This window comes from Sessilibacter sp. MAH3, assembly GCF_054658275.1.
Window position 1 is genome coordinate 26,421 of sequence record NZ_BAAGIE010000024.1, and the last position, 19,658, is coordinate 46,078.

17 protein-coding genes are annotated in these 19,658 nt (G+C 43.3%); 3 read left to right on the forward strand and 14 right to left on the reverse strand.

Features of this window, described 5'->3' with window-relative positions:
- Positions 1 to 336: 336 nt before the first annotated feature.
- Positions 337 to 1,908 carry a methyl-accepting chemotaxis protein gene (locus tag ACYQ2C_RS14220; protein ID WP_460103756.1) on the reverse strand — a complete coding sequence of 524 codons (1,572 nt, stop codon included), beginning with the start codon at positions 1,906 to 1,908 and terminating at the stop codon, positions 337 to 339.
- Positions 1,909 to 2,552: 644 nt separating this feature from the next.
- Positions 2,553 to 3,149 (reverse strand): rhomboid family intramembrane serine protease, encoded by a 597-nt coding sequence (locus ACYQ2C_RS14225; RefSeq protein ID WP_460047597.1) that lies wholly within the window; start codon positions 3,147 to 3,149, stop codon positions 2,553 to 2,555.
- A gap of 157 nt (positions 3,150 to 3,306) precedes the next feature.
- Here ACYQ2C_RS14225 and ylqF point away from each other — a divergent pair, with 157 nt between their 5' ends.
- The gene (ylqF, locus tag ACYQ2C_RS14230) at positions 3,307 to 4,257 is read left to right on the forward strand and encodes a ribosome biogenesis GTPase YlqF (RefSeq protein WP_460047596.1); all 951 of its coding nucleotides are present in this window, start codon (positions 3,307 to 3,309) and stop codon (positions 4,255 to 4,257) included.
- A gap of 250 nt (positions 4,258 to 4,507) precedes the next feature.
- Here ylqF and ACYQ2C_RS14235 read toward each other — a convergent pair whose 3' ends face one another.
- The 11 genes from ACYQ2C_RS14235 to rlmE form a co-directional block, all read right to left on the reverse strand.
- A complete protein-coding gene (locus ACYQ2C_RS14235; RefSeq protein ID WP_460103752.1) occupies positions 4,508 to 4,972 on the reverse strand; it encodes a GNAT family N-acetyltransferase in 465 nt (154 codons plus the stop codon).
- A gap of 932 nt (positions 4,973 to 5,904) precedes the next feature.
- Positions 5,905 to 6,429: a Rid family detoxifying hydrolase gene (locus tag ACYQ2C_RS14240; RefSeq protein ID WP_460047591.1), complete on the reverse strand. Its 525-nt coding sequence runs from the start codon at positions 6,427 to 6,429 to the stop codon at positions 5,905 to 5,907.
- Between the two features lie 197 nt (positions 6,430 to 6,626).
- A complete protein-coding gene (locus ACYQ2C_RS14245; protein WP_460103749.1) occupies positions 6,627 to 7,136 on the reverse strand; it encodes an O-acetyl-ADP-ribose deacetylase in 510 nt (169 codons plus the stop codon).
- A 34-nt stretch (positions 7,137 to 7,170) separates the two neighbouring features.
- Positions 7,171 to 8,346, reverse strand: a complete 1,176-nt coding sequence (locus ACYQ2C_RS14250; protein ID WP_460103747.1) for a glycosyltransferase family 2 protein — start codon at positions 8,344 to 8,346, stop codon at positions 7,171 to 7,173.
- A 2-nt stretch (positions 8,347 to 8,348) separates the two neighbouring features.
- Positions 8,349 to 9,551 (reverse strand): glycosyltransferase family 4 protein, encoded by a 1,203-nt coding sequence (locus tag ACYQ2C_RS14255; RefSeq protein ID WP_460103745.1) that lies wholly within the window; start codon positions 9,549 to 9,551, stop codon positions 8,349 to 8,351.
- A 370-nt stretch (positions 9,552 to 9,921) separates the two neighbouring features.
- Positions 9,922 to 10,371 carry a preprotein translocase subunit SecG gene (gene secG / locus ACYQ2C_RS14260; RefSeq protein ID WP_460047584.1) on the reverse strand — a complete coding sequence of 150 codons (450 nt, stop codon included), beginning with the start codon at positions 10,369 to 10,371 and terminating at the stop codon, positions 9,922 to 9,924.
- Positions 10,372 to 10,476: 105 nt separating this feature from the next.
- On the reverse strand, positions 10,477 to 11,211 hold the full coding sequence (gene tpiA / locus ACYQ2C_RS14265; protein WP_460103743.1) for a triose-phosphate isomerase: 735 nt from the start codon (positions 11,209 to 11,211) through the stop codon (positions 10,477 to 10,479).
- A gap of 111 nt (positions 11,212 to 11,322) precedes the next feature.
- On the reverse strand, positions 11,323 to 12,669 hold the full coding sequence (gene glmM / locus ACYQ2C_RS14270) for a phosphoglucosamine mutase (RefSeq protein ID WP_460047580.1): 1,347 nt from the start codon (positions 12,667 to 12,669) through the stop codon (positions 11,323 to 11,325).
- Between the two features lie 87 nt (positions 12,670 to 12,756).
- A complete protein-coding gene (gene folP / locus ACYQ2C_RS14275) occupies positions 12,757 to 13,611 on the reverse strand; it encodes a dihydropteroate synthase (protein ID WP_460103740.1) in 855 nt (284 codons plus the stop codon).
- A 105-nt stretch (positions 13,612 to 13,716) separates the two neighbouring features.
- Complete coding sequence (gene ftsH, locus ACYQ2C_RS14280) at positions 13,717 to 15,612, reverse strand: ATP-dependent zinc metalloprotease FtsH (RefSeq protein ID WP_460047577.1); 1,896 nt, start codon at positions 15,610 to 15,612, stop codon at positions 13,717 to 13,719.
- Positions 15,613 to 16,036: 424 nt separating this feature from the next.
- Positions 16,037 to 16,666: a 23S rRNA (uridine(2552)-2'-O)-methyltransferase RlmE gene (gene rlmE, locus ACYQ2C_RS14285; RefSeq protein WP_460047575.1), complete on the reverse strand. Its 630-nt coding sequence runs from the start codon at positions 16,664 to 16,666 to the stop codon at positions 16,037 to 16,039.
- Between the two features lie 166 nt (positions 16,667 to 16,832).
- On the opposite strand from rlmE, the gene ACYQ2C_RS14290 reads away from it, so the two are divergent.
- Positions 16,833 to 18,293: an ATP-binding protein gene (locus tag ACYQ2C_RS14290; protein WP_460103737.1), complete on the forward strand. Its 1,461-nt coding sequence runs from the start codon at positions 16,833 to 16,835 to the stop codon at positions 18,291 to 18,293.
- Positions 18,294 to 18,296: 3 nt separating this feature from the next.
- Positions 18,297 to 18,992, forward strand: a complete 696-nt coding sequence (locus ACYQ2C_RS14295; protein WP_460103735.1) for a response regulator — start codon at positions 18,297 to 18,299, stop codon at positions 18,990 to 18,992.
- 142 nt (positions 18,993 to 19,134) lie between these two features.
- Here the strand turns inward: ACYQ2C_RS14295 and ACYQ2C_RS14300 are convergent, their stop codons facing one another.
- Entirely contained in the window at positions 19,135 to 19,641 is a 507-nt protein-coding gene (locus ACYQ2C_RS14300; protein WP_460047571.1) for a RidA family protein, read from the reverse strand.
- Positions 19,642 to 19,658: the final 17 nt, after the last annotated feature.

The window sequence follows — 19,658 nt, forward strand, 5'->3', positions numbered from 1 at the left end:
GTAGTTTTACGCATAAGAAACTCTGATTGGCTGAAATTTCCGGTGATACAGAAACGTATCGACAATTTCAAGAACAGCAATTAATTGAAACTGTGAAAGAATTAGCAGTCTCATCGTCAGTTATTAATCTCTGATGAAATCATGGCTGAGTTCATCAGGGATTCCTATAGAGACTAAACGCATCTTCATTTTCTGTGAGTAACAGTACCAAAAATATCATTAATAACTTTGCAGCAATTACGTACATGGCATCGTTAGCATCTATGAAAAGGACGAGAAGCTCAGATTAATTCTGCGATGATTTAATCCGAGATTCGCCCACACAGAGTAATTTGTTTATTTAAATCGCTCAACCAATAAAAATTGTCGCTCGGCTAATTCCGACATCTGTCCGCTCAAACTCGCGGCCACGGCCGCTTTGTCCTGCGTTACTTTGGCAATATTGGAAATATTACGAGTATTTGTGTTGACCTCACTGGCCGCTGCGGATTGCTCTTCGGCGGCAGCAGCGATTTGATGGGACATTTTTTCAATACCCATTACTGATTCGGCAATTCGTTTTAAGGCGTTATTCACATTTTCGATACGATCAACACTGCGGCTTGAAGACTCTTGGCAGGAATCCATACTCGACACGGCGGCCGTGGTGGCTTTCCCTAACTCTTCGATGATTATTTGAATATCTTGGGTGGATTCTTGAGTGCGTTGCGCCAACGAGCGAACCTCATCGGCAACCACGGAGAAACCTCGTCCCTGCTCGCCAGCACGAGCGGCTTCGATCGCGGCGTTTAACGCCAATAAATTGGTTTGATCTGCAATGGCACGAATTACGTCGATAACACTGGCGATTTTAGCGCTGCCGCCGGATAGGTTTTCCAGCACAGAAGACAGAGCGGTAACCGTACTAGAAAGCTGGCTGATCTCTCGATTAGCCTCCACTAATACTTGTTCGCCATTTTTCACTTCTTTCATGGCATCAACGGTGGCATTACTGGTTTGACTAACCCCGCTGGCAACTTCTTGAACGGCCTCGGCCATTTGACCCATTGATTCGGCAACCTGAGACGATTCTTTTTGCTGCGCATTCATATTTTCTAAACTGGCTTCTACTTCGGTCTGCGCCGCAGTGGATTTATCCAAAAGCTCCCGCGCGGCCCCGTTAAAACGGCCTAGCGCTGTGCGTAATCGAGCTTTTTGCGCGGCTGTTGCTAACAGTATTTCGCCGTAAATATCACTTCTGCCGGTATAAATATACGCAGCCAATGGATCGTAAATGGTTTCACGAGATTGTTTCAGCGTCCGTTTAAGCGGCACCGACAACAGTTTAACGGATATCGTGCCCGCAATAATACTGGCCACTAGCGCCATCAAACCTGTGAGAAATTCTACGTCGTGAATAATAAGAAACCCGCAAATGAGAACCACGAAAATACTCAATGAAACCAAAATATAATTGCGTAATTTGCCCCATAAACTGGTGATCATAGGTACAGCAGGCTTACCCGAACGAAGGCGAGCATAAGCTAATTCTGCGCGATCTATTTGTTCTTGCGTTGGCGCCACACGCACCGATTCATACCCTAGGATTTCACCTTGATCACTGACTGGCGTGACATAAGCATCTACCCAGTAATGATCGCCGTTGGAGCAGCGATTTTTAACGAGCCCCATCCACGGATTTCCGGCCTTAAGATCTGACCACATTTTAGAAAATGCTTCTGGCGGCATATCGGGATGACGAACAATATTGTGCGCTTGGCCGAGAAGTTGCTCTCTAGAATAGCCAGCAACATCACAAAAGCGGTCGTTACAAAAGGTAATAACACCTTTTGTTGTGGTGGATGTGACCAGTTGATCGTCCGAATTCAGGGTAATCTGACGACCTGTAACAGGGCCCGTTTTTCTCATAGAAACTTACCGTGCAAAGTTGCAATACCGAATGTACATATTCACAAAAACATTAACTCAATATATATCGACCCAGTCTTTTATTTGTTTACAGCTGCCATCGAAAAAAGTGAGCTTGATCGAATCGAAAAATTTAAGCCTTCAACTCTAAGAAACCCTAATTCACTCGGAGCTTCCTGCGATACCTGAATGTATCGCCAATTACCAAAACTGTAAGTAATTGAAATAGTGAAGAATCTGGAAATCTTATTTTCAATTTTTATCATCCAATTAAATCAAGAACGCATTAATCAGAAGTTTTCTCTAATAATTAAGCATAGCAAGGATTAAAACTATAAGATGGATGACACCAACCTGAGCATCATAGAAGACAAGTTTAAGTTGAAATAAGAAATTATACGGCGCCCAATACGTTGGTTATATACTTTAACGGCTTTTAGCTAAAGTAACTTCGATTTAATCAGCGCCGCTTTTATGAGGATATATCGATAAAAATATAAAAGTCTTATTAACCAAGATTTTTCGGCAACACACGGATAAGCTGCCGACTTAAATCATAAATAAGGTGTTCAGAAGCGCTTTTCATTTTGGCATGACAAAAATGGTTTTGTTGCTAAAAAAATTCAGCATTAAAAATAACGCTGTTATTCAGACGATAAAGAACGCTTGGGAACAAGGTTTCTAGCAGTTAATACTAAAACAATAAACACACCCACTAATTGACCAACCAGGTGAAAACTGGGTGTACTGCGCCAACGCGTTGATGAAAATAATGCACCACCGGTTTTAAACTCAACCAAATTTTTAATTAATGCACCAATAAATAATAACCACAATAATCCGTTACCGCGAAATAGCGATTGCGTATCGCGCAACGAATAAAGTGCAACCACTAAAAAGCAATTTAAAGCACCCGACAGACCTGCATAATAATTAAATTCGGTTTGATACCAAAACCAAATACCCATTGAAGAAAAGCCCAAAATCAAAGTCACCATCCACATGATGCGTGAATGGGATTCGATGCAATACCCCAAAATTAAAAAGGCGAAAACATCAAAAATAAAATGATTCCAATCCGTATGCAGAAACTGCCCACTGAGCCAACTAAAACCATCAAAGCCATTACTTCTGGAGAGCAACAGTGATTGATATAAAGGATCATCAAAGTCTACAACCAAAAAGAGAACGGTTGCTACGATTGTTAACGTTAGCGTGATCCACGGTAAGGCTTTTTTCATACAGGAAAACCGGAGTACATAGCAAGCGCAAATTGTACCGTCTGACACCACACAACCCAAGTTGTGATTTGCCAGAATGAAGCTGCCGTTAATCATTGCCCTAACAATAATGCTACAATCGCCCTAAATAGGTAAATCCACAAGATTAGAGCAATCCATGAGTATCAATTGGTACCCGGGCCATATGCATAAGGCCCGCAAAGAAATCCTAGAAGTTCTACCCAAGATCGACGTTATTATCGAAATCGTCGACGCTCGTATCCCCTACAGCAGTGAAAACCCCGTTATTGCCGAATTAAAAGGCTCAAAACCGTGTATTAAGTTATTGAGCAAGGCAGATCTGGCTGATCCAGAAATGACGCAAGCCTGGAAGACACACCTGAACACCGAAAAGAACATTCAATCTCTTGCCATAAACTCACGCAATGCCGGAGAAACCAAGCAGGTTTTCGACCTGATTCGCAAATTGGCGCCAAATACCATTGCGAAAACCCGCAAAATTCAGGTACTGGTTATTGGTATTCCCAATGTAGGTAAATCGACTCTGATTAACGCTCTTGCCGGAAGATCTGCGGCAAAGGTTGGCAACGAACCCGCGGTTACCAAAGCTCAGCAGCAAATTCATATTGCCGATGACATAGTGCTTAACGATACGCCCGGAATTTTGTGGCCAAAGGTAGAAAATCCCAACAGTGGTTATCGTCTGGCAGTAACCGGTGCCATCAGAGACACAGCCATTGAGTATGAAGACATTGCGCTTTATGCCATTCGATTTTTTGCCCAAGCAATGCCCGATGTATTGGCTAAACGCTACCAAATGGAGGTTCAGGTTGATCTTGAAAATCCCGATTGGGATATTGCCTTATTAGAAGCCATTGGTAAAAAGCGCGGCGCAAAAGCAGCCGGTGGACGAGTTAACTTTCATAAGGCCGCAGAAATATTAATACACGACTACAGAAGCGGTGGCCTTGGTAATTTAACCTTAGAAACCCCGGAAATGAAAATAGCCGAAGAAATTGAAGTTGCAAGAGTCCGAGCAGAGAAAGCCGCGGCGCTGGCCGAAAAGAAAGCCCTAGAAAAACAAAAACGCAGCGGTAAGCGCCATTGATCATTTACGGAACCGGTTATAGCAGCTCGTTCCGTAACATTGTCATCGACACAAAGTAGAGTGACCTCTGAGTAAATCACTTACCGTTTTAAAATAGGCGAAATATCCATGCTTCGCTGGAGACTCTAGATTAATCAGAGCTTCTCAGTGCTTGTTGCTTTAATAACACCTAATTAATGCTCACCGCTGAATCGATAACAGATTTAGAAATAGCTTAACAGCAGCGATTGTCACACTCGCCATCAAACAATTAATCAAGCTCTTTGGTGTAAAACCGACTATACGGGTCTAGCACATAATCGGCAAAGGGCTCGCATTCGTTAAAACCGTATTTTTCATAAAGCCCATGTGCGGGAAAAAATAACGGTTGTGTGCCGGTCTCTAAACTCAGCTTTTTATAGCCACGAGACTTTGCTTGCTCAATTAAAAACTCCAACATAATAGAACCAATTCCAGCTTTACGAGCTGAGGTTGCCGTTCGCATGGATTTTAATTCACCATGCTGCGCATCTAACTCTTTCATGGCACAACATCCTTTTAATTCTGCGTCGTACCAAGCACTCCAAAAGGTAACGCTGGTGGCTTTTAGTCCGTCTAAATTAAGCGCATGCCGACTTTCTGGCGGCGATGTAATTTCCATGTCGTGTAAGTGTTCTTGCAGTAATTTAATAACATCGGGATTTGTTAAATTACGTTCAATAAAAGTCAGCTTCATTATTTTTCCTAAAAATAACCACTATAAACTGCCGGATACGATGTTATAGATGCTACAACCAATAAACTAAAAACGTATTTTATAGATCTCGACCATCCAAAAGTCTTTGCATAAAAATACATGATCAACAGAGTTAGCAATAACATAGGTTCGTAAAAATATCGAACATTAAAATTGAATGGATGTAAAAACAATGTGTAAATTAAACGCCCCAACCCTGGAGGCAGCAATACCATCATCATCGACACTACCATATCGCGATGTTTTAGCGGTGCTTTTCTGAATAAAAAGACTCTCGTAAAAAGCACGATAAACATTGGTATTAAAAATAAATCCAACCAATACACTAAGTGAAAAATAGCGGGTTTATCGAATTTTTCATTGAGTCGGCTAAGAAATACCGCAACGGTAGAAATTGTAAAGGCTAATCCTGCAACCAGTGTCGCATAGCCAAAAAACCGATGAAATCTAAACATGTTTCGTTGTGCAGAATATGCCTGAACATTGACGAATGCTAACCATGCAAAAGCGGTTACGGCATGTACATGATAAAGAACGGGGACAAAACTAAAAGAAACCGTGTAACTGGGTATAAACCCTAAAACGATAATTGCAGAGAGGCAATGCACCCATTGCGAATGGTTTAATTCGAAAAGCTTGTACAAGGTAAGCACACGATTGAAAAATAAGTTTAGAATATTTGTAAAATCATATAAATGAATCAATTAGCCTCAGGAATTTTTTGGCTGAGTTTGTGAACGTACAAGTAGAAACGTAATTCCATTCATTGATTTAAGCAACGTTAAGACAATTCATCAATCCGAATAAAGACAGATAATTACCATTGTGATTTGGTAGAAATCACTGTCAATTTCCGCTTTCTGATTAACGCGTAGATACGTCAATCAGAGGCGTTTAAATATTGACGGCAATTACAAAACCGCGGCACCAATACATTCCACTTCTAACAAAGCGCCTAGGGCCAAGTCTTTAACACCCATAGCACTGCGTGCAGGATAAGGCGCGGAAAAATATTCTTTATAAATAGAATTAAACTTCGACCACTGAGAAATATCAGACAACATTACCGTACATTTAACGATATTTTTCATGGAATAACCGTTTGCTTCTAAAACAGCTTTTATATTGTTAAGTGTCTGATGACTCTGTTCAACAATTCCACCTTCAACCAACTCTAGAGTTCCTGGTTTTACCGGAATCATGCCCGCAAGATACAAAGTATTATCAACACGTACCAACTCGGAAAACGGTGCGCCTTCAGGGTAGATAGCGGAGGTTTTTGAAAATTCGGTTTTTTCAGGAGTTTGTTGACGCTCGGCTAAACCAATAATTTTAACCTCGCTGGCAGGATTTGCGGGCGCTTGCGCGAAGACGATACTGGAGGAAAAAGCGATTAAAAGGGTAATAAATTTTATACAGATCAACACGGTTTTCATATTCCAACTCCTAAAAATAGTCATTTATGAAACGAGTAAGCGCCTTATTGTCTCAGCGAGCAATAGCCTTTAAAAGAATATAAGGTAAAGAAAAGCGACTTATTGAGAAATCAGTCAACAGCTGGATCTAGAAAAGTTAAAAACGCTACTCGCTAACATTTGTCTTCTAAATTGGATCGGGTTGAATAAATCCACTATTAACCGAGAGCTTCAAACGCTTGTTGCCAAATCAACAGTGTTTTTTTGTCGTACAAATAGAATTGAATGTCTAACACTATGAATGGCGTCGAGTTGCAAACATCAAGTGCGATGTCTGCTGCTTCTTGTAAGGGATAGCCATAAACACCACACGATACCGCAGGAAACGCAATTGATTGGCAACCGTTTTCTATCGCTAGGTTCAGAGAGTTGATATAACAACTTCGCAATAATTCCACAGGATTTGCGCAGCTGGAATAAATTGGACCAACGGTGTGAATTACGAATTTTGCCGATAAATCACCAGCGTGTGTAATCTTGGCTTGACCAGTTTCACAGCGAACACCATTGCGCTTAGGCAATTGCCGACAGGCTTCTAGTAACGATGGGCCGGCGGCTTTATGAATTGCACCATCAACACCGCCGCCGCCCAATAAGCCTCCGTTAGCAGCATTCACGATAGCATCAACGTGAGCTTTAGTGATGTCACCTTGAATAAGCTGGATCACAAATACACCTCAGATAATAATTCTAAAACGTCGTTCAGTGTCTATCGGTTCGATTCCACGTAGTTTGTTTTTTCTCAACAAAACCTTTGTACACTCCAAGCTTGGATAATACATAAAGAGGAATATGAATTAATTCCGAAGGTTTTAAAATATGTTGTGCAGCGAGCAACCAAACAATAAATACGCTAGAAATTACGGCAAATACCAGCCATGCCACCGCTGATAATAATCCGTGTAAATCGATAAATATTTGCATAAAGGCGAAAAATAAAAACACACCAACGGCAAACATTAATAGCAATGATAACGGCGGCACGGCTAAATCTAGGCCGAAAAGTAATAGTTTTGGGTTGGTTCGCGCGAGACTATTTTTAATTAATGGCAGCGCAAATTTTTGAATCATACCCATATGACCGTGTTCCCAACGCTCTCGCTGTTTCGCAAGAGCCGCTTCGGTTACCGGCAACTCACTTAATACAACCGCGCCGTCGTCGTATAGAGAACCCTGACCTTGGTCGGCCAATTCAATACCCAACTTCATGTCTTCAACAATTTCACCAGACGCTAAAGATACTGAGGTTACATCTCGCCACAAAAAACCCATGCCCGAACCCAGCAAAGGAATTGGCGCACCCAAAACACTTAAACCTTTGGTGCGAATTTTATTCTTAATAAAAACAGCAAATTCAGAGACCTTGGTTTTAATGCCTGCACCCTCTGGGCTTTGCAATAAATACCGTGCCTGCACCGGTTTTTGAAATTGTAAGGTTGCAGCTTTGATTCGAGCGATTGCACCAGGCTGAACTTGGCAGTCGGCATCGACAATAATCACTACGTCGGGCGGGTTGGGCGTTAATACCTCTAATCCGTGTGATAACGCAAAACCTTTACCTCGGTCGGTTTCATGGAATCGTTCGGTAACATCGCATCCCAGTTCACGAACAATGTCGGCCGTTGAATCACTGCAATTATCAGCAACCACCAAAACTCGATCGGAATCGGCCAACTGAGGAATAATGGTGTTTAACGTATTTCGAATCACCTGCTCTTCATTATGAGCGGGAATTAAGATCACACTCGAATTTGTGTGAAATTGCTCTTCATGAACAATAGGTGCTTTATAAAAGACAGAGCAAATACACTCGATGACGAAAATCCCGAGCGGTATGGCGACAACAATAAAAATCAACCAGCATATAAGTGTTAACACCGCTAATCCTCCAATGATTTTATTGCATCCAATAATTTTTGCGCTTCTCGAACACTGTCATGCTCTTCGCTAACTCGCTGAAAACCGTATTCACCTAACGCTGTAAGCTGCTCTAGAGAATGCTGAGTGATGTTTTCGATAGCATCGGCGATTGCGTTTGCATCGCCCGCAGGAATTAACCAACCACTGTTTTCATCAATTAATTCGGGGATGCCCGCAATATAGGTGGTTAAGATGGGCCGTTTACGTGCACAGGCTTCCATAATCGAAACCGGTAAACCTTCGGCAAAACTGGGTAACACCAAGGCAGAACCGTTATCAAGCTCTTCGATAATTTGCGCTGTTGAGCGCCAACCTAACAAGCTCACGTATTCTTCCAAACCGTGAACAGCGATAGTACGTTCAATTTCGGTTCTTAAGTCACCATCACCAATTAATGAAATATGTGCCGACACGCCGCGCTCTTTTAAAAGCGCCATGGCTTCAACCAATAACAGTTGGCCTTTTTGTTCACTCAACCGACCGATATTAATAAAACGGTTTGTCGAGGTGATAGGCTTATGAGGTTTTGTAAGTAGCTCATCATCAACGGCACAGTGAACGATGGTTATTTTTTTCCAGTGTTCAAAACTGCACCAACGCATAAGTTGGCTGCGGCAAAAAGAGGTAATGGCAACAACGAACGCTGAATTTTCTATTTTTTTACCCAAAGACAGCTGAATGGGTTTATCAAACTCTTCTGGGCCATGCACGGTAAAACTGTACTTGGGGCCGCCCAATAAGCGACACAACATTACAACCGATGTTGAATTGGTTCCAAAATGGGCGTGAACATGATCGACTTGTTGCTCTTCGCAAATTCTTAAGAGTTCGCAGGCTTCGAGTAAATAAACGAAGTTATAGAGGTAGCGACTTTGATCATTAAAACCAAGCTTGATTGCTTCTATGGCAGCTTTAAAAAAACCAACAGGATCTTTAACAAGTTGTTTGAAACCGGACTTCAGTAATGATTTTTTGTTGCCCATGGCGATGCAACGGGTTTTGGCGAGTTCTCTTTTGTCGGTCTCGTCTACCAACTCTTCTGGGGAATTACGTGCTGCAATACGAACTACGCTGGCACCGAGGGTTTCTAGCGCTAAAATTTCTCGACGAATAAACGTGTGACTGACTTTGGGGTATTGATTAACAAAATAACAAATCTTCACGTTGGAGTACTCTTATTGATCCATTGATGTTGGGGCGGGCAGTCCATTGATTTTAAATTCATGCTTAATAATACAAATGAGATACCAACTTTTATACAAGGTGTAATGCCAGAGCGCAAAACTTTTCGGAAAACTCCGAGAGTTTTTAACGAACTAAAACTGTTTGAACAATATCGACTGAAGCAAGCTGCTGAAAACAGTGTACCTAAAGCAAGTGAACTACTCTGAGCACTCTTTAATCTCTATACTCGCTTTCATTTACAAAAAGTCGGCAGTTTGGAATTCTTTTGTAAATTTTAGACATAAAAAAAGCAGGTATTAACCTGCTTTTTCGGCAACCTATACAACTACATATCAGTTGTTTGGTATATCAGTTGTTTGGCGTAGACTCGGTAGAAGTCTCGTCTTCAATTACCGTTGGAATATCGGATTCAGAGGCTGTGTTTTCAGCATCATTCGCCGCATCTTCAACAACAGGAATATCAGAAGACTCTTCTTCTAACTCTACGCTTGGAATATCGGATTGTGGGATTGCTTCTAAGCTAGAACCGGCCTCTAAAAGACTTGGATCAATAAGATCTGCCGTAGATTGCTGCTTGGCTAAATAGGTTAAGCCAAATGCCAATACGAAAAATACTGCTGCCAACCAAGTGGTAAGGCGTGAAAAGAAATTACCACCGCCCTGGCTACCGAACACGGTTTGCGAAGCACCGCCACCAAAAGAAGCGCCTGCTTCGGCACCCTTGCCTTGTTGCAGCATAATTAGGCCGATAATCGCCAAGCAAATTAGGAGATAAACAACTAAAACTAAGGTTTGCATAAAATTCCCATACAATTCTACAACCAAGCCAACTGCGAAATTACCAAATCATTTGTATTAAACGATCAACTCAGCCCATGACTTAAAGTCACGATGGTTATTCAGTTAAAATGAGTTAGCAATTGCGCAAAAGTCGTCAGCATCTAGAGAGGCGCCGCCGACTAAAGCTCCGTCTATATCTTTTTGTGTAAATAGTTCTGCTGCATTCGCAGCTTTTACGCTTCCACCATACAACAGCGATACACTTGAACCGGCATCGGCCAGTTGTTCACGAATGGCTGCGTGCACTTCTTGTGCTTGCTCTGGGGTCGCCGTTAAACCTGTACCAATAGCCCAGATAGGCTCGTAGGCAATAACGATGCTTTTAAGCTGGTCTTCACTGAGTCGCTCAATCAAGGCTTGAATTTGTTCGGAAATTACCGATAAGGTCGCGCCTTGTTCTCGCTGCTCCAAAGACTCACCCACACATGCTATTGGTGTAATGTTATTCTTCAAAGCCTGTAGGCATTTTTCAGCCACAGTTGTATTACTTTCGCGTTGATATTCGCGACGCTCAGAATGACCAACGATAACGTATTGGCAGGCAAATTCTTTGAGCATCTCAGCCGCGGTATCACCAGTGTAAGCACCATTTGCTTGGTGACTCACATCCTGAGCTCCCACACAAATACTGTCTTCATTAACGAGATCAGCCACTTGTGGCAGGTACACCGTAGGTGGACAAACAACGACTTCCACATTTGAAGGAAACGATTTTTGCTTGAGTGCACCAACAAGATCTTTGTTTTGCACTAAGCTGCCGTTCATCTTCCAATTGCCCACAACAAGAGATCTTCGCATTTTTATGGTTCCTTAAAATTGCTTATGGATCATCCAGGGCCGGCATAAAGCGGGCGCCAATACTATATGAGATAAGGTGAACTTACAATCATTGAGACGTGCGTGTGAGCCTCACGCGAGTTCGGATTCAACCACCTTGGCGAGTTTTTGCGCAACTTCGCGAACTAACATTTGGTTTTCGCCTTCAACCATTACCCGAACTAACGGCTCGGTGCCAGATGGCCTCAAAAGGACTCGGCCAGAACCCGCCAATTCGGTTTCGGCATTGGCGACGGCGAGTTTTATGTTTTCGCTGGTGTGCAACTTTTCACGCGATGGCGTTCGCACGTTAATCATGGTTTGCGGGAATTTTTTCATGCCGAGCTTGGCCTGATGCAAGCTTTTTTCCTGATGTACCAAAGCTTTTAATACTTGCAGAGCGGCGATAATTCCGTCGCCTGTGGTAGTTACGTCGTTGCAGATAATATGACCGGAAGACTCGCCACCGAGCATCCAATTTTTATCTTTCATGGCTTCGATGACGTAACGATCGCCAACCTTGGCGCGCACCAACTCTATGTTTTTTTCTTTTAGCGCAAGTTCGAGCCCTAGGTTACTCATTAAAGTACCTACCACGCCCTGACAATGGCTATTTTGTGATAATCGATGTTCAGCTATGATAAAGAGCAATTCGTCACCATCAACCAACTCGCCCTTATGATCGACCATGAGTACTCGGTCTCCATCGCCGTCCAGCGCAATACCTAAATCAGCGCCGCGATTGAGCACTTCAGCTTGTAATCGCTGCGGGTGCGTAGATCCACAATCGGCGTTAATATTCAAACCATCCGGCTCTACTGCCAGTGAGATGACCTTAGCGCCGAGCTCGGTAAATACCTTTGGGGCAACGTGGTAGGTAGCACCGTTGGCACAATCTAGAACGATTTGTAGGCCCATGAGGCTGAAACCCCAAGGCACAGTACTTTTGCAATATTCAATATAACGTCCTGCGGCATCATTGATACGTCGAGCTTTACCTAGGCCCGATGCGGTCACCATGGTTTCGCTCAGCTTGTCTTCAATGGCCTGTTCAATTTCGTCATCAAGCTTGGTGCCTTCGCTATTGAAAAACTTAATACCGTTATCGTAAAAAGGATTATGCGAGGCACTGATAACAATGCCTGCTTGCGCTTGCAATGTACGAGTGAGATACGCAATTGCCGGGGTTGGCATTGGCCCAAGTAACCCAACGTCGATACCTGCACTGATCAGCCCTGCCTGCAAAGCAGACTCAAACATGTAGCCAGAGATTCGAGTGTCTTTGCCGATAAGAATCTGGCGAGAACCGCCGGTCTTCGCACTTTGCTCTACCAGAACTTGACCGGCAGCCCAACCAAGGCGCAGCACAAACTCGGGCGTAATTGCACCCTCACCAACACGACCACGGATACCGTCGGTACCAAAATATTTTCTTGCCATAATAAATCAGTAGGATTAACGCTGTGTTCAGGAGTTGTCACAGCAAGCATAAAACTTAGTTAATGAACCTAATCAAAACCAGTGAAACTAGCCAGAATGCAGAGCAGTATAAATTTTAACGATATCTACCGTTTCTTTAACATCGTGCACACGCAATATTTTTGCGCCTTGGCATAAAGACTCGTAAGCCAACGCCAAGCTGCCATTCAAACGCTCACCCACCTCACAACCGGTAATTGTACCGATCATGGATTTTCGTGAAACCCCAACCAAATGAGCAAACGGTAGATCACAATACCTTTTTAGATTTCGCATCAATCGCAGGTTGTCGTCTAAGGTTTTTCCAAAGCCGAAGCCGACATCTAAAATAATCTGGCTCTTGGGTATTCCTGCCTCTGCGCAAACATCGACTCTTTTTAAAAGAAAAGTTTCGACTTCGGCTAATAAATCAAAGTATTGAGGATTAGCCTGCATAGATTGTGGCTCGCCTTGCATATGCATCAAACAAACCGCCAATCCGGTAGCTTTTGCTGCCACCACTGCACCGGGTCGTTGGAGCGCACGTACATCGTTGATTAAACCAGCACCCGCTTTTTGCGATTCGATCATAACTTCAGGTGTACTGGTATCCACGGAAATAATGGTATCAAAGTGCTGTCGAATCCAACCAACCGCCGTAACCACACGATCCAATTCTTGCTCAGTGGTTACCACATCCGATCCCGGACGGGTGGACTCCCCACCGACGTCAATCAGATCAGCTCCGGCATCAAGCATCGCTTCTACGCGCTTAAGCAACTTAGATTTATCTACAGATTGGCCTACAAATAGAGTACCACCATCGTAAAAAGAATCTGGGGTGACGTTCAAAATTCCCATGACACGCGGACATGATAAATCTAATAATTTATCGCCGCAGAGGATTGAAAGGTTCGCCTTCAAATCAGTTTCTCAGTTATGCAGAAAGTTGACTGGATTAAAAATGAAAAGCCGACGGCTGTTAACTCGTCGGCTTTTAGAGACTCTTACTCGTTATGAGAGAGTCGATTAGATGTCGGCAGGATCACCAATGGAATCCGACGAACCACCTTTAGAGGCACTTTCTTTGGGTGGTGGCGTAAAACCACCGCCGTCACGCCAATCACGTGGAGGACGCATTTTTCGACGTGCCATCAAGTCATCAACTTGTTCGGCATCGATGGTTTCATATTCCATCAAAGCGTCTTTCATGGCTTCTAAAATATCGCGGTTATCGGTAAGAATTTGCTCAGCACGCTTGTAACATCTATCGATAATATCGCGAATTTCTTCGTCAATCGTTCTTTGAGTCCAGCCAGAATAGTGGGTATTACCCGCGCCCGGCATTCCAGCTTCGTCTTCACCATAATGTAGCGGACCTAATTTTTCAGACAGGCCCCATTTGGTTACCATGTTCTGCGCTAGACTGGTGGCTCGTTCGATATCGTTCGATGCACCAGTGGTAACACCTTCAAAACCAAGAGTGATTTCTTCGGCAATTCGACCACCAAACAAAGAGCAAATTTGGCTCTCAATGGCACGTTTGCTATAGCTGTACTTATCTGACTCTGGTAAGAATTGAGTCACACCCAACGCACGACCGCGAGGAATAATGGTCACTTTATGCACAGGGTCATGTTCTGGAACTAAACGACCAACAATGGCATGGCCTGCTTCGTGATAGGCCGTATTTTCTTTCTCTTTTTCACTCATTACCATAGACTTACGCTCAGCACCCATAAGGATCTTGTCGCGAGCATTTTCGAATTCTTCCATGGTAACAACACGCTTGTTAGCACGAGCAGCAAAAAGAGCCGCTTCGTTAACAAGGTTGGCAAGATCGGCACCAGAGAAACCTGGAGTACCTCGCGCAACAACACTGGCTTGAACGCTTTCATCGATAGGTACTTTGCGCATATGCACTTTAAGTACTTGTTCACGACCACGAATATCTGGCAAGCCTACGAATACTTGACGGTCGAAACGACCCGGGCGCAACAGTGCTTTATCGAGTACATCAGGACGGTTGGTTGCTGCGATAACAATAACGCCTTCACTGCCTTCGAAACCGTCCATTTCAACCAATAATTGGTTCAAAGTTTGTTCACGCTCGTCGTGACCACCGCCGTGGCCGCCGCCACGATGACGACCTACCGCATCGATCTCATCGATAAAGATAATACACGGCGCTTGTTTTTTGGCTTGGTCAAACATATCGCGAACACGCGAAGCACCAACACCTACGAACATCTCGACGAAATCCGAACCTGATATCGAGAAGAAGGGCACTTTGGCTTCACCAGCGATGGCTTTGGCAAGCAAGGTTTTACCGGTTCCTGGAGGACCTGCCATCAGCACACCGCGCGGAATCATGCCGCCTAGACGCTGGAATTTAGAAGGATCGCGTAAAAACTCAACCAGTTCTTGCACATCTTCTTTGGCTTCATCCACACCGGCAACATCGGCAAAGGTGGTTTTAATTTGGTCTTCACCCAACAAACGAGCTTTACTCTTACCAAAGCTCATTGGGCTACCACGACCGCCTGCTCCGCCCTGCATTTGGCGCATAAAGAACATGAACACAGCGATAATGATAAGAATTGGGAAGCTGGCAACTAGCAATTGCTGAAGCAAACTTGGAGAGTCCGGTTCACGGCCTTTCACAATCACGTCATGCTTGAGCAGATCGTCCATCAATTTTGGATCTTGAGCCGCTGGGCGAACAACCTTAAAAGGCTCGCCATTGGTTCTTTCACCAACGATGATTGCACCATCAAAAGTTACGGATCTGATTCGATCTGTCTGCACTTCATTAATGAATTGCGAGTAGTCGATTTCCGAACTATCGGTGGAGCTTTGAAAGCTATTGAATGTAAAAAGCAGAACGGCCGCAATAACAAGCCATAAAATCAGATTTTTAGCCATGTCGTTCAAGGATTAGCCCTCATTATAAGAATACTAATAGCCTCACTGTATGAGGTTCCAGCTGAGCTAGTGCCGTAGCGCAAGATTATAAGCATGGCATAACTAAAGCGGTTAATACCAGCGGTTTCCCGACGTTTTTTGAAATAAAAAGCTATAAGGGAAACAGTAAACACACTAAGGCGGTGTAGGTTGATACTCTAATTAGATATTCAAATTAGAGTATTTTATGATCGCTATTTCAGTGAAAGCGAGCAAAGTTAGTTCACTAAAACAGTCTGTGCGGCAGATTATGTTTTCAATAGGTTTATAGCGTTTGAGTTCTACACTTCCATCGAAGCCATATTCAAGGCCTGTTACACTTTCCAGTATTTATGACCACTCTAATAAAGAAAAAGCTCCCGAGCACACGTAATTACTATCAGTTCTAAGACTTTCTACCTTTAGCCACCAGATAACATTCCCGAGAACGCGCCCGAGACGATTCTGGTTTGCGAGTGACTACGGTCTTAAAAGCGTCACGTAACTCTTTTAAATACTGATCAAAACCTTCGCCCTGAAACACTTTTACCGCGAAAGAGCCATTGGGTTTGAGAACCTGTAGTGCCATTTCAAGGGCAAGCTCGACCAAATGCATGGCTCTCGGCTGATCGATTTCGGGCATACCACTCATATTGGGCGCCATATCCGAAATTACAAGGTCCACACCTTCGTGACCATATTCACCAAGACGCTCCATAAGCTCGTCGTACACAGATTGCTCGGTAAAATCACCTTGTAAGAACTCAACACCCGCTATCGAATCCATCTCTAAGATATCTGACGCAAAAACAACGCCGCTTTCACCGACTAACTCGACCGCTACCTGTGACCAACCGCCGGGGGCTGCGCCTAAATCGAGTACGCACATTCCAGGTTTGAACAATTTGTCTTTTCCGTGCAGTTCGAGCAGTTTGTAACTGGCCCTAGATCGGTAGCCGTCTTCTTTAGACTGCTTTACAAACTGATCGTTAAAGTGCTCTTGTAGCCACTGACCACTACTTTTTGAACGTGCCATTGTTAACTCTGTATATTTATTAGCCGATACTACAACCAATCATCGAACTACTCAATTTTTGCGTTATTGTCCTAAATGAGAAAAAAATAAGGACTCACACCTAAGCCATTGGCGCAGATCACGATTCTTGTATGATGCTGTAATTGTTTCTGTGATCGTAAAGTATATGCAAATACCAAAATTCAACCTAGCGTTAAAACTCTGGCTGGTGCTGTTTTTTAGCTCAACCACGCTGGTTACCGGACTATTGTTTTGGGTTCAGTACAGCCTCGATCACGGTTTTAAACACTATGTTGCCCGAGTTTCAGAAGCGCAAATCCAGCTTATTAAACCCAAGCTTGAGAAGATGTATAAGTATGACGATAGCTGGCAGACACTGATTGAAAATCCAAGGCGTTGGTGGAATCTACAACGCATCACTTGGTTTCAAGCATCGGGTTTAGCCAGTGAAGACGAGCTGGAAGAGCTCGAAGAAAGGCACCTTCCCCGCTCTCATAAAGATCACGATCAACGCAAGAAGCCACCTTTGCCTTTAGGTAATTTGGTGTTAGCGGATAAACACCACAATATTTTGGTCGGTAAAATTCGCGGCGACAGTGATGACAAAGATGATATTACTTGGCAAAACCTCAGCATCGACGGCAAGACCATTGGTTTCGTTGGCTTCGAAATTCCCAAGCGATTGAAATCACAATCGGAGCTGCATTTTTTACGCAATCAAACCAACAATTTTGTTGTCATTGGCTTATTAGCGTTAATTGCCTCTGCGGCCTTTGCATTTCCGTTGGCTGCCATTTTGGTAAAACCTGTTCAAAAACTGCAAAGAGCAACTGCGCGATTAATCGATGGCAAATACGACGCGCGTGTAGAAATTCGCGGCCAAGATGAAATCGCCACACTTGGAAAATATTTTAACGAGTTAGCGCAAACCCTAGAGGCAAATCGGGAACAACGTAAACGCTGGGTGGCCGATATTTCCCACGAATTAAGAACTCCGGTTACATTTTTAAAAGGCCAAATTGAAGCCTTTATCGACGGCATTCGCAAGCCGAATAAAGACAATCTAGAAGCGCTCAATACCCATATTAATCAGCTCACACAATTAATTAACGATTTGTACCAGCTTTCTGTCTCCGAGCTGGGCGCATTAAATTATCAAAAACACGAGACCGATTTAAAAGCCTTGGTTGATCAAGTTCGAACGACGGTTGAACCCGCCTTTATAGAAAAAGGACTTAATTTGCGTTTTAGCAGTAACGTCGACCGCGTTTCAATGTTGATTGATCGCCAACGTTTCGAGCAACTGTTGCTAAATCTTTTGAATAACAGTTTGAACTATACCGACACACCCGGACAAGTTGAGCTATTACTGGAAAGGAATGGTCGAAAAGTCATGCTGGTTATCCAAGACAGTGCTCCAAGTGTTGACGCCATCCATTTGGGTAAATTATTCGATCCACTTTATCGAGCAGAGAATTCTCGCAATCGAAATTCAGGCGGTGCAGGCATTGGTCTGGCCATTGTGAAAAATATTGTTACTGCTCACGACGGTACGATCAAAGCTGAAGTAAGCCCGCTTGGCGGTTTAAAAATTATCATTGAAATACCTTCTACTCCTGGCCAGTAATTTATGGATGAGATAAACGCGCAACATATTTTAATTGTGGAAGACGAAAAAAGTTTGTCTGGTCTTTTGCAAGACTATTTTAAAGCCTCTGGATTTAATACTCATACAATTGCGCGAGGCGATGAAGTATTAGCATGGCTTGAACACAACAAAACCAATGCGGTTATTCTTGATTTAATGTTACCAGGCCTTGATGGTTTGGAAGTTTGCAAACGCATTCGCGCCAAGAGTCAATTGCCTATTTTAATAACCACCGCGAAAATTGAAGAAATTGATCGTCTATTAGGATTAGAACTGGGCGCAGATGATTATATCTGCAAGCCTTACAGCCCAAGAGAAGTTGTTGCACGAGTAAAAACCGTTTTACGCAGAACCAATCCAGACGCAAATACACAGAGCAAACCTGCAAACATTGAATTATTAACCGATCGTTGTCGAGTTCGCATTAAAGATCAAGAGATCGATTTAACGGCCACAGAGTTGGCGTTGCTTAAATTATTAATGCAAAGCCCTGGAAGAATTTATTCGCGCAACCAGATTATGGATAACATCTATTCCGATTATCGAATTGTTAGCGAAAGAACTATCGACAGTCATATTAAAAAATTACGCAAAAAACTCGATCAAGCCAACCCCGATCACAGCTATGTTCATTCGGTTTATGGTCTAGGTTATAAATTTGAACCCGATGGCGAATAGTGAACTCAGTGACAACAATTTGTGCTGAGATCAATCAGAAGAATAAGTATTTAGCAAAACACTAGATTTTTATCAGTTTGCTAATCTGGAAACAAAAACGGCGACTGAAAAGTCGCCGTTTTAGCAAAAAATAGTTCGCCAATTATTTGCTGGGTTTTGCTAAAACCATTTCGATTTCAACCAACATGCCAGGGCCACCAGCTAATCCAGCAATTTGAATAGCAGAGCGTGCAGGAAGGTTTGGCTGTTCTTTAGTGCCAAAGAATTGAGTGTAGGCTTTCATAAAACCTTGGAAATCCATTTTGCCGTCCATCTCTGGATCACCCACTAAAAACACGGTGAGTTTTACAGCATCGCCAAAACCTAAACCTAAATCAGCGAGTGATTGCTCGAATTTACCGAAAACACTCATCGCTTGAGTATAGGTATCACCGTAATATTCACGACTGCCTTTTTCAGCGTCTGGCTTTGCCGCAGCGGGTACTTGACCACTGTGATAAATCAATGTGGTATCAGCGGTGACTTCTACCGCACGTGCAATGGGAAAAGTGCTGTTGTTTGGTAACGGATGACGAGTGACTTCCGCCGAGCTTAATTGCGCAAACGACAACAGTGCCGCAGAAAGTACTAGAGTCTTCTTAAGGTTCATAGAATAGATTCCTACAT

Bases quoted from the DNA above. Each gene is read 5' to 3' on its own strand.
- ACYQ2C_RS14220 (WP_460103756.1), bottom strand. From the start codon at position 1,908: ATGAGAAAAACGGGCCCTGTTACAGGTCGTCAGATTACCCTGAATTCG.
- ACYQ2C_RS14225 (WP_460047597.1), bottom strand. From the start codon at position 3,149: ATGAAAAAAGCCTTACCGTGGATCACGCTAACGTTAACAATCGTAGCA.
- ylqF (WP_460047596.1), top strand. From the start codon at position 3,307: ATGAGTATCAATTGGTACCCGGGCCATATGCATAAGGCCCGCAAAGAA.
- ACYQ2C_RS14235 (WP_460103752.1), bottom strand. From the start codon at position 4,972: ATGAAGCTGACTTTTATTGAACGTAATTTAACAAATCCCGATGTTATT.
- ACYQ2C_RS14240 (WP_460047591.1), bottom strand. From the start codon at position 6,429: ATGAAAACCGTGTTGATCTGTATAAAATTTATTACCCTTTTAATCGCT.
- secG (WP_460047584.1), bottom strand. From the start codon at position 10,371: ATGCAAACCTTAGTTTTAGTTGTTTATCTCCTAATTTGCTTGGCGATT.
- tpiA (WP_460103743.1), bottom strand. From the start codon at position 11,211: ATGCGAAGATCTCTTGTTGTGGGCAATTGGAAGATGAACGGCAGCTTA.
- glmM (WP_460047580.1), bottom strand. From the start codon at position 12,669: ATGGCAAGAAAATATTTTGGTACCGACGGTATCCGTGGTCGTGTTGGT.
- ftsH (WP_460047577.1), bottom strand. From the start codon at position 15,612: ATGGCTAAAAATCTGATTTTATGGCTTGTTATTGCGGCCGTTCTGCTT.
- rlmE (WP_460047575.1), bottom strand. From the start codon at position 16,666: ATGGCACGTTCAAAAAGTAGTGGTCAGTGGCTACAAGAGCACTTTAAC.
- ACYQ2C_RS14290 (WP_460103737.1), top strand. From the start codon at position 16,833: ATGCAAATACCAAAATTCAACCTAGCGTTAAAACTCTGGCTGGTGCTG.
- ACYQ2C_RS14295 (WP_460103735.1), top strand. From the start codon at position 18,297: ATGGATGAGATAAACGCGCAACATATTTTAATTGTGGAAGACGAAAAA.
- ACYQ2C_RS14300 (WP_460047571.1), bottom strand. From the start codon at position 19,641: ATGAACCTTAAGAAGACTCTAGTACTTTCTGCGGCACTGTTGTCGTTT.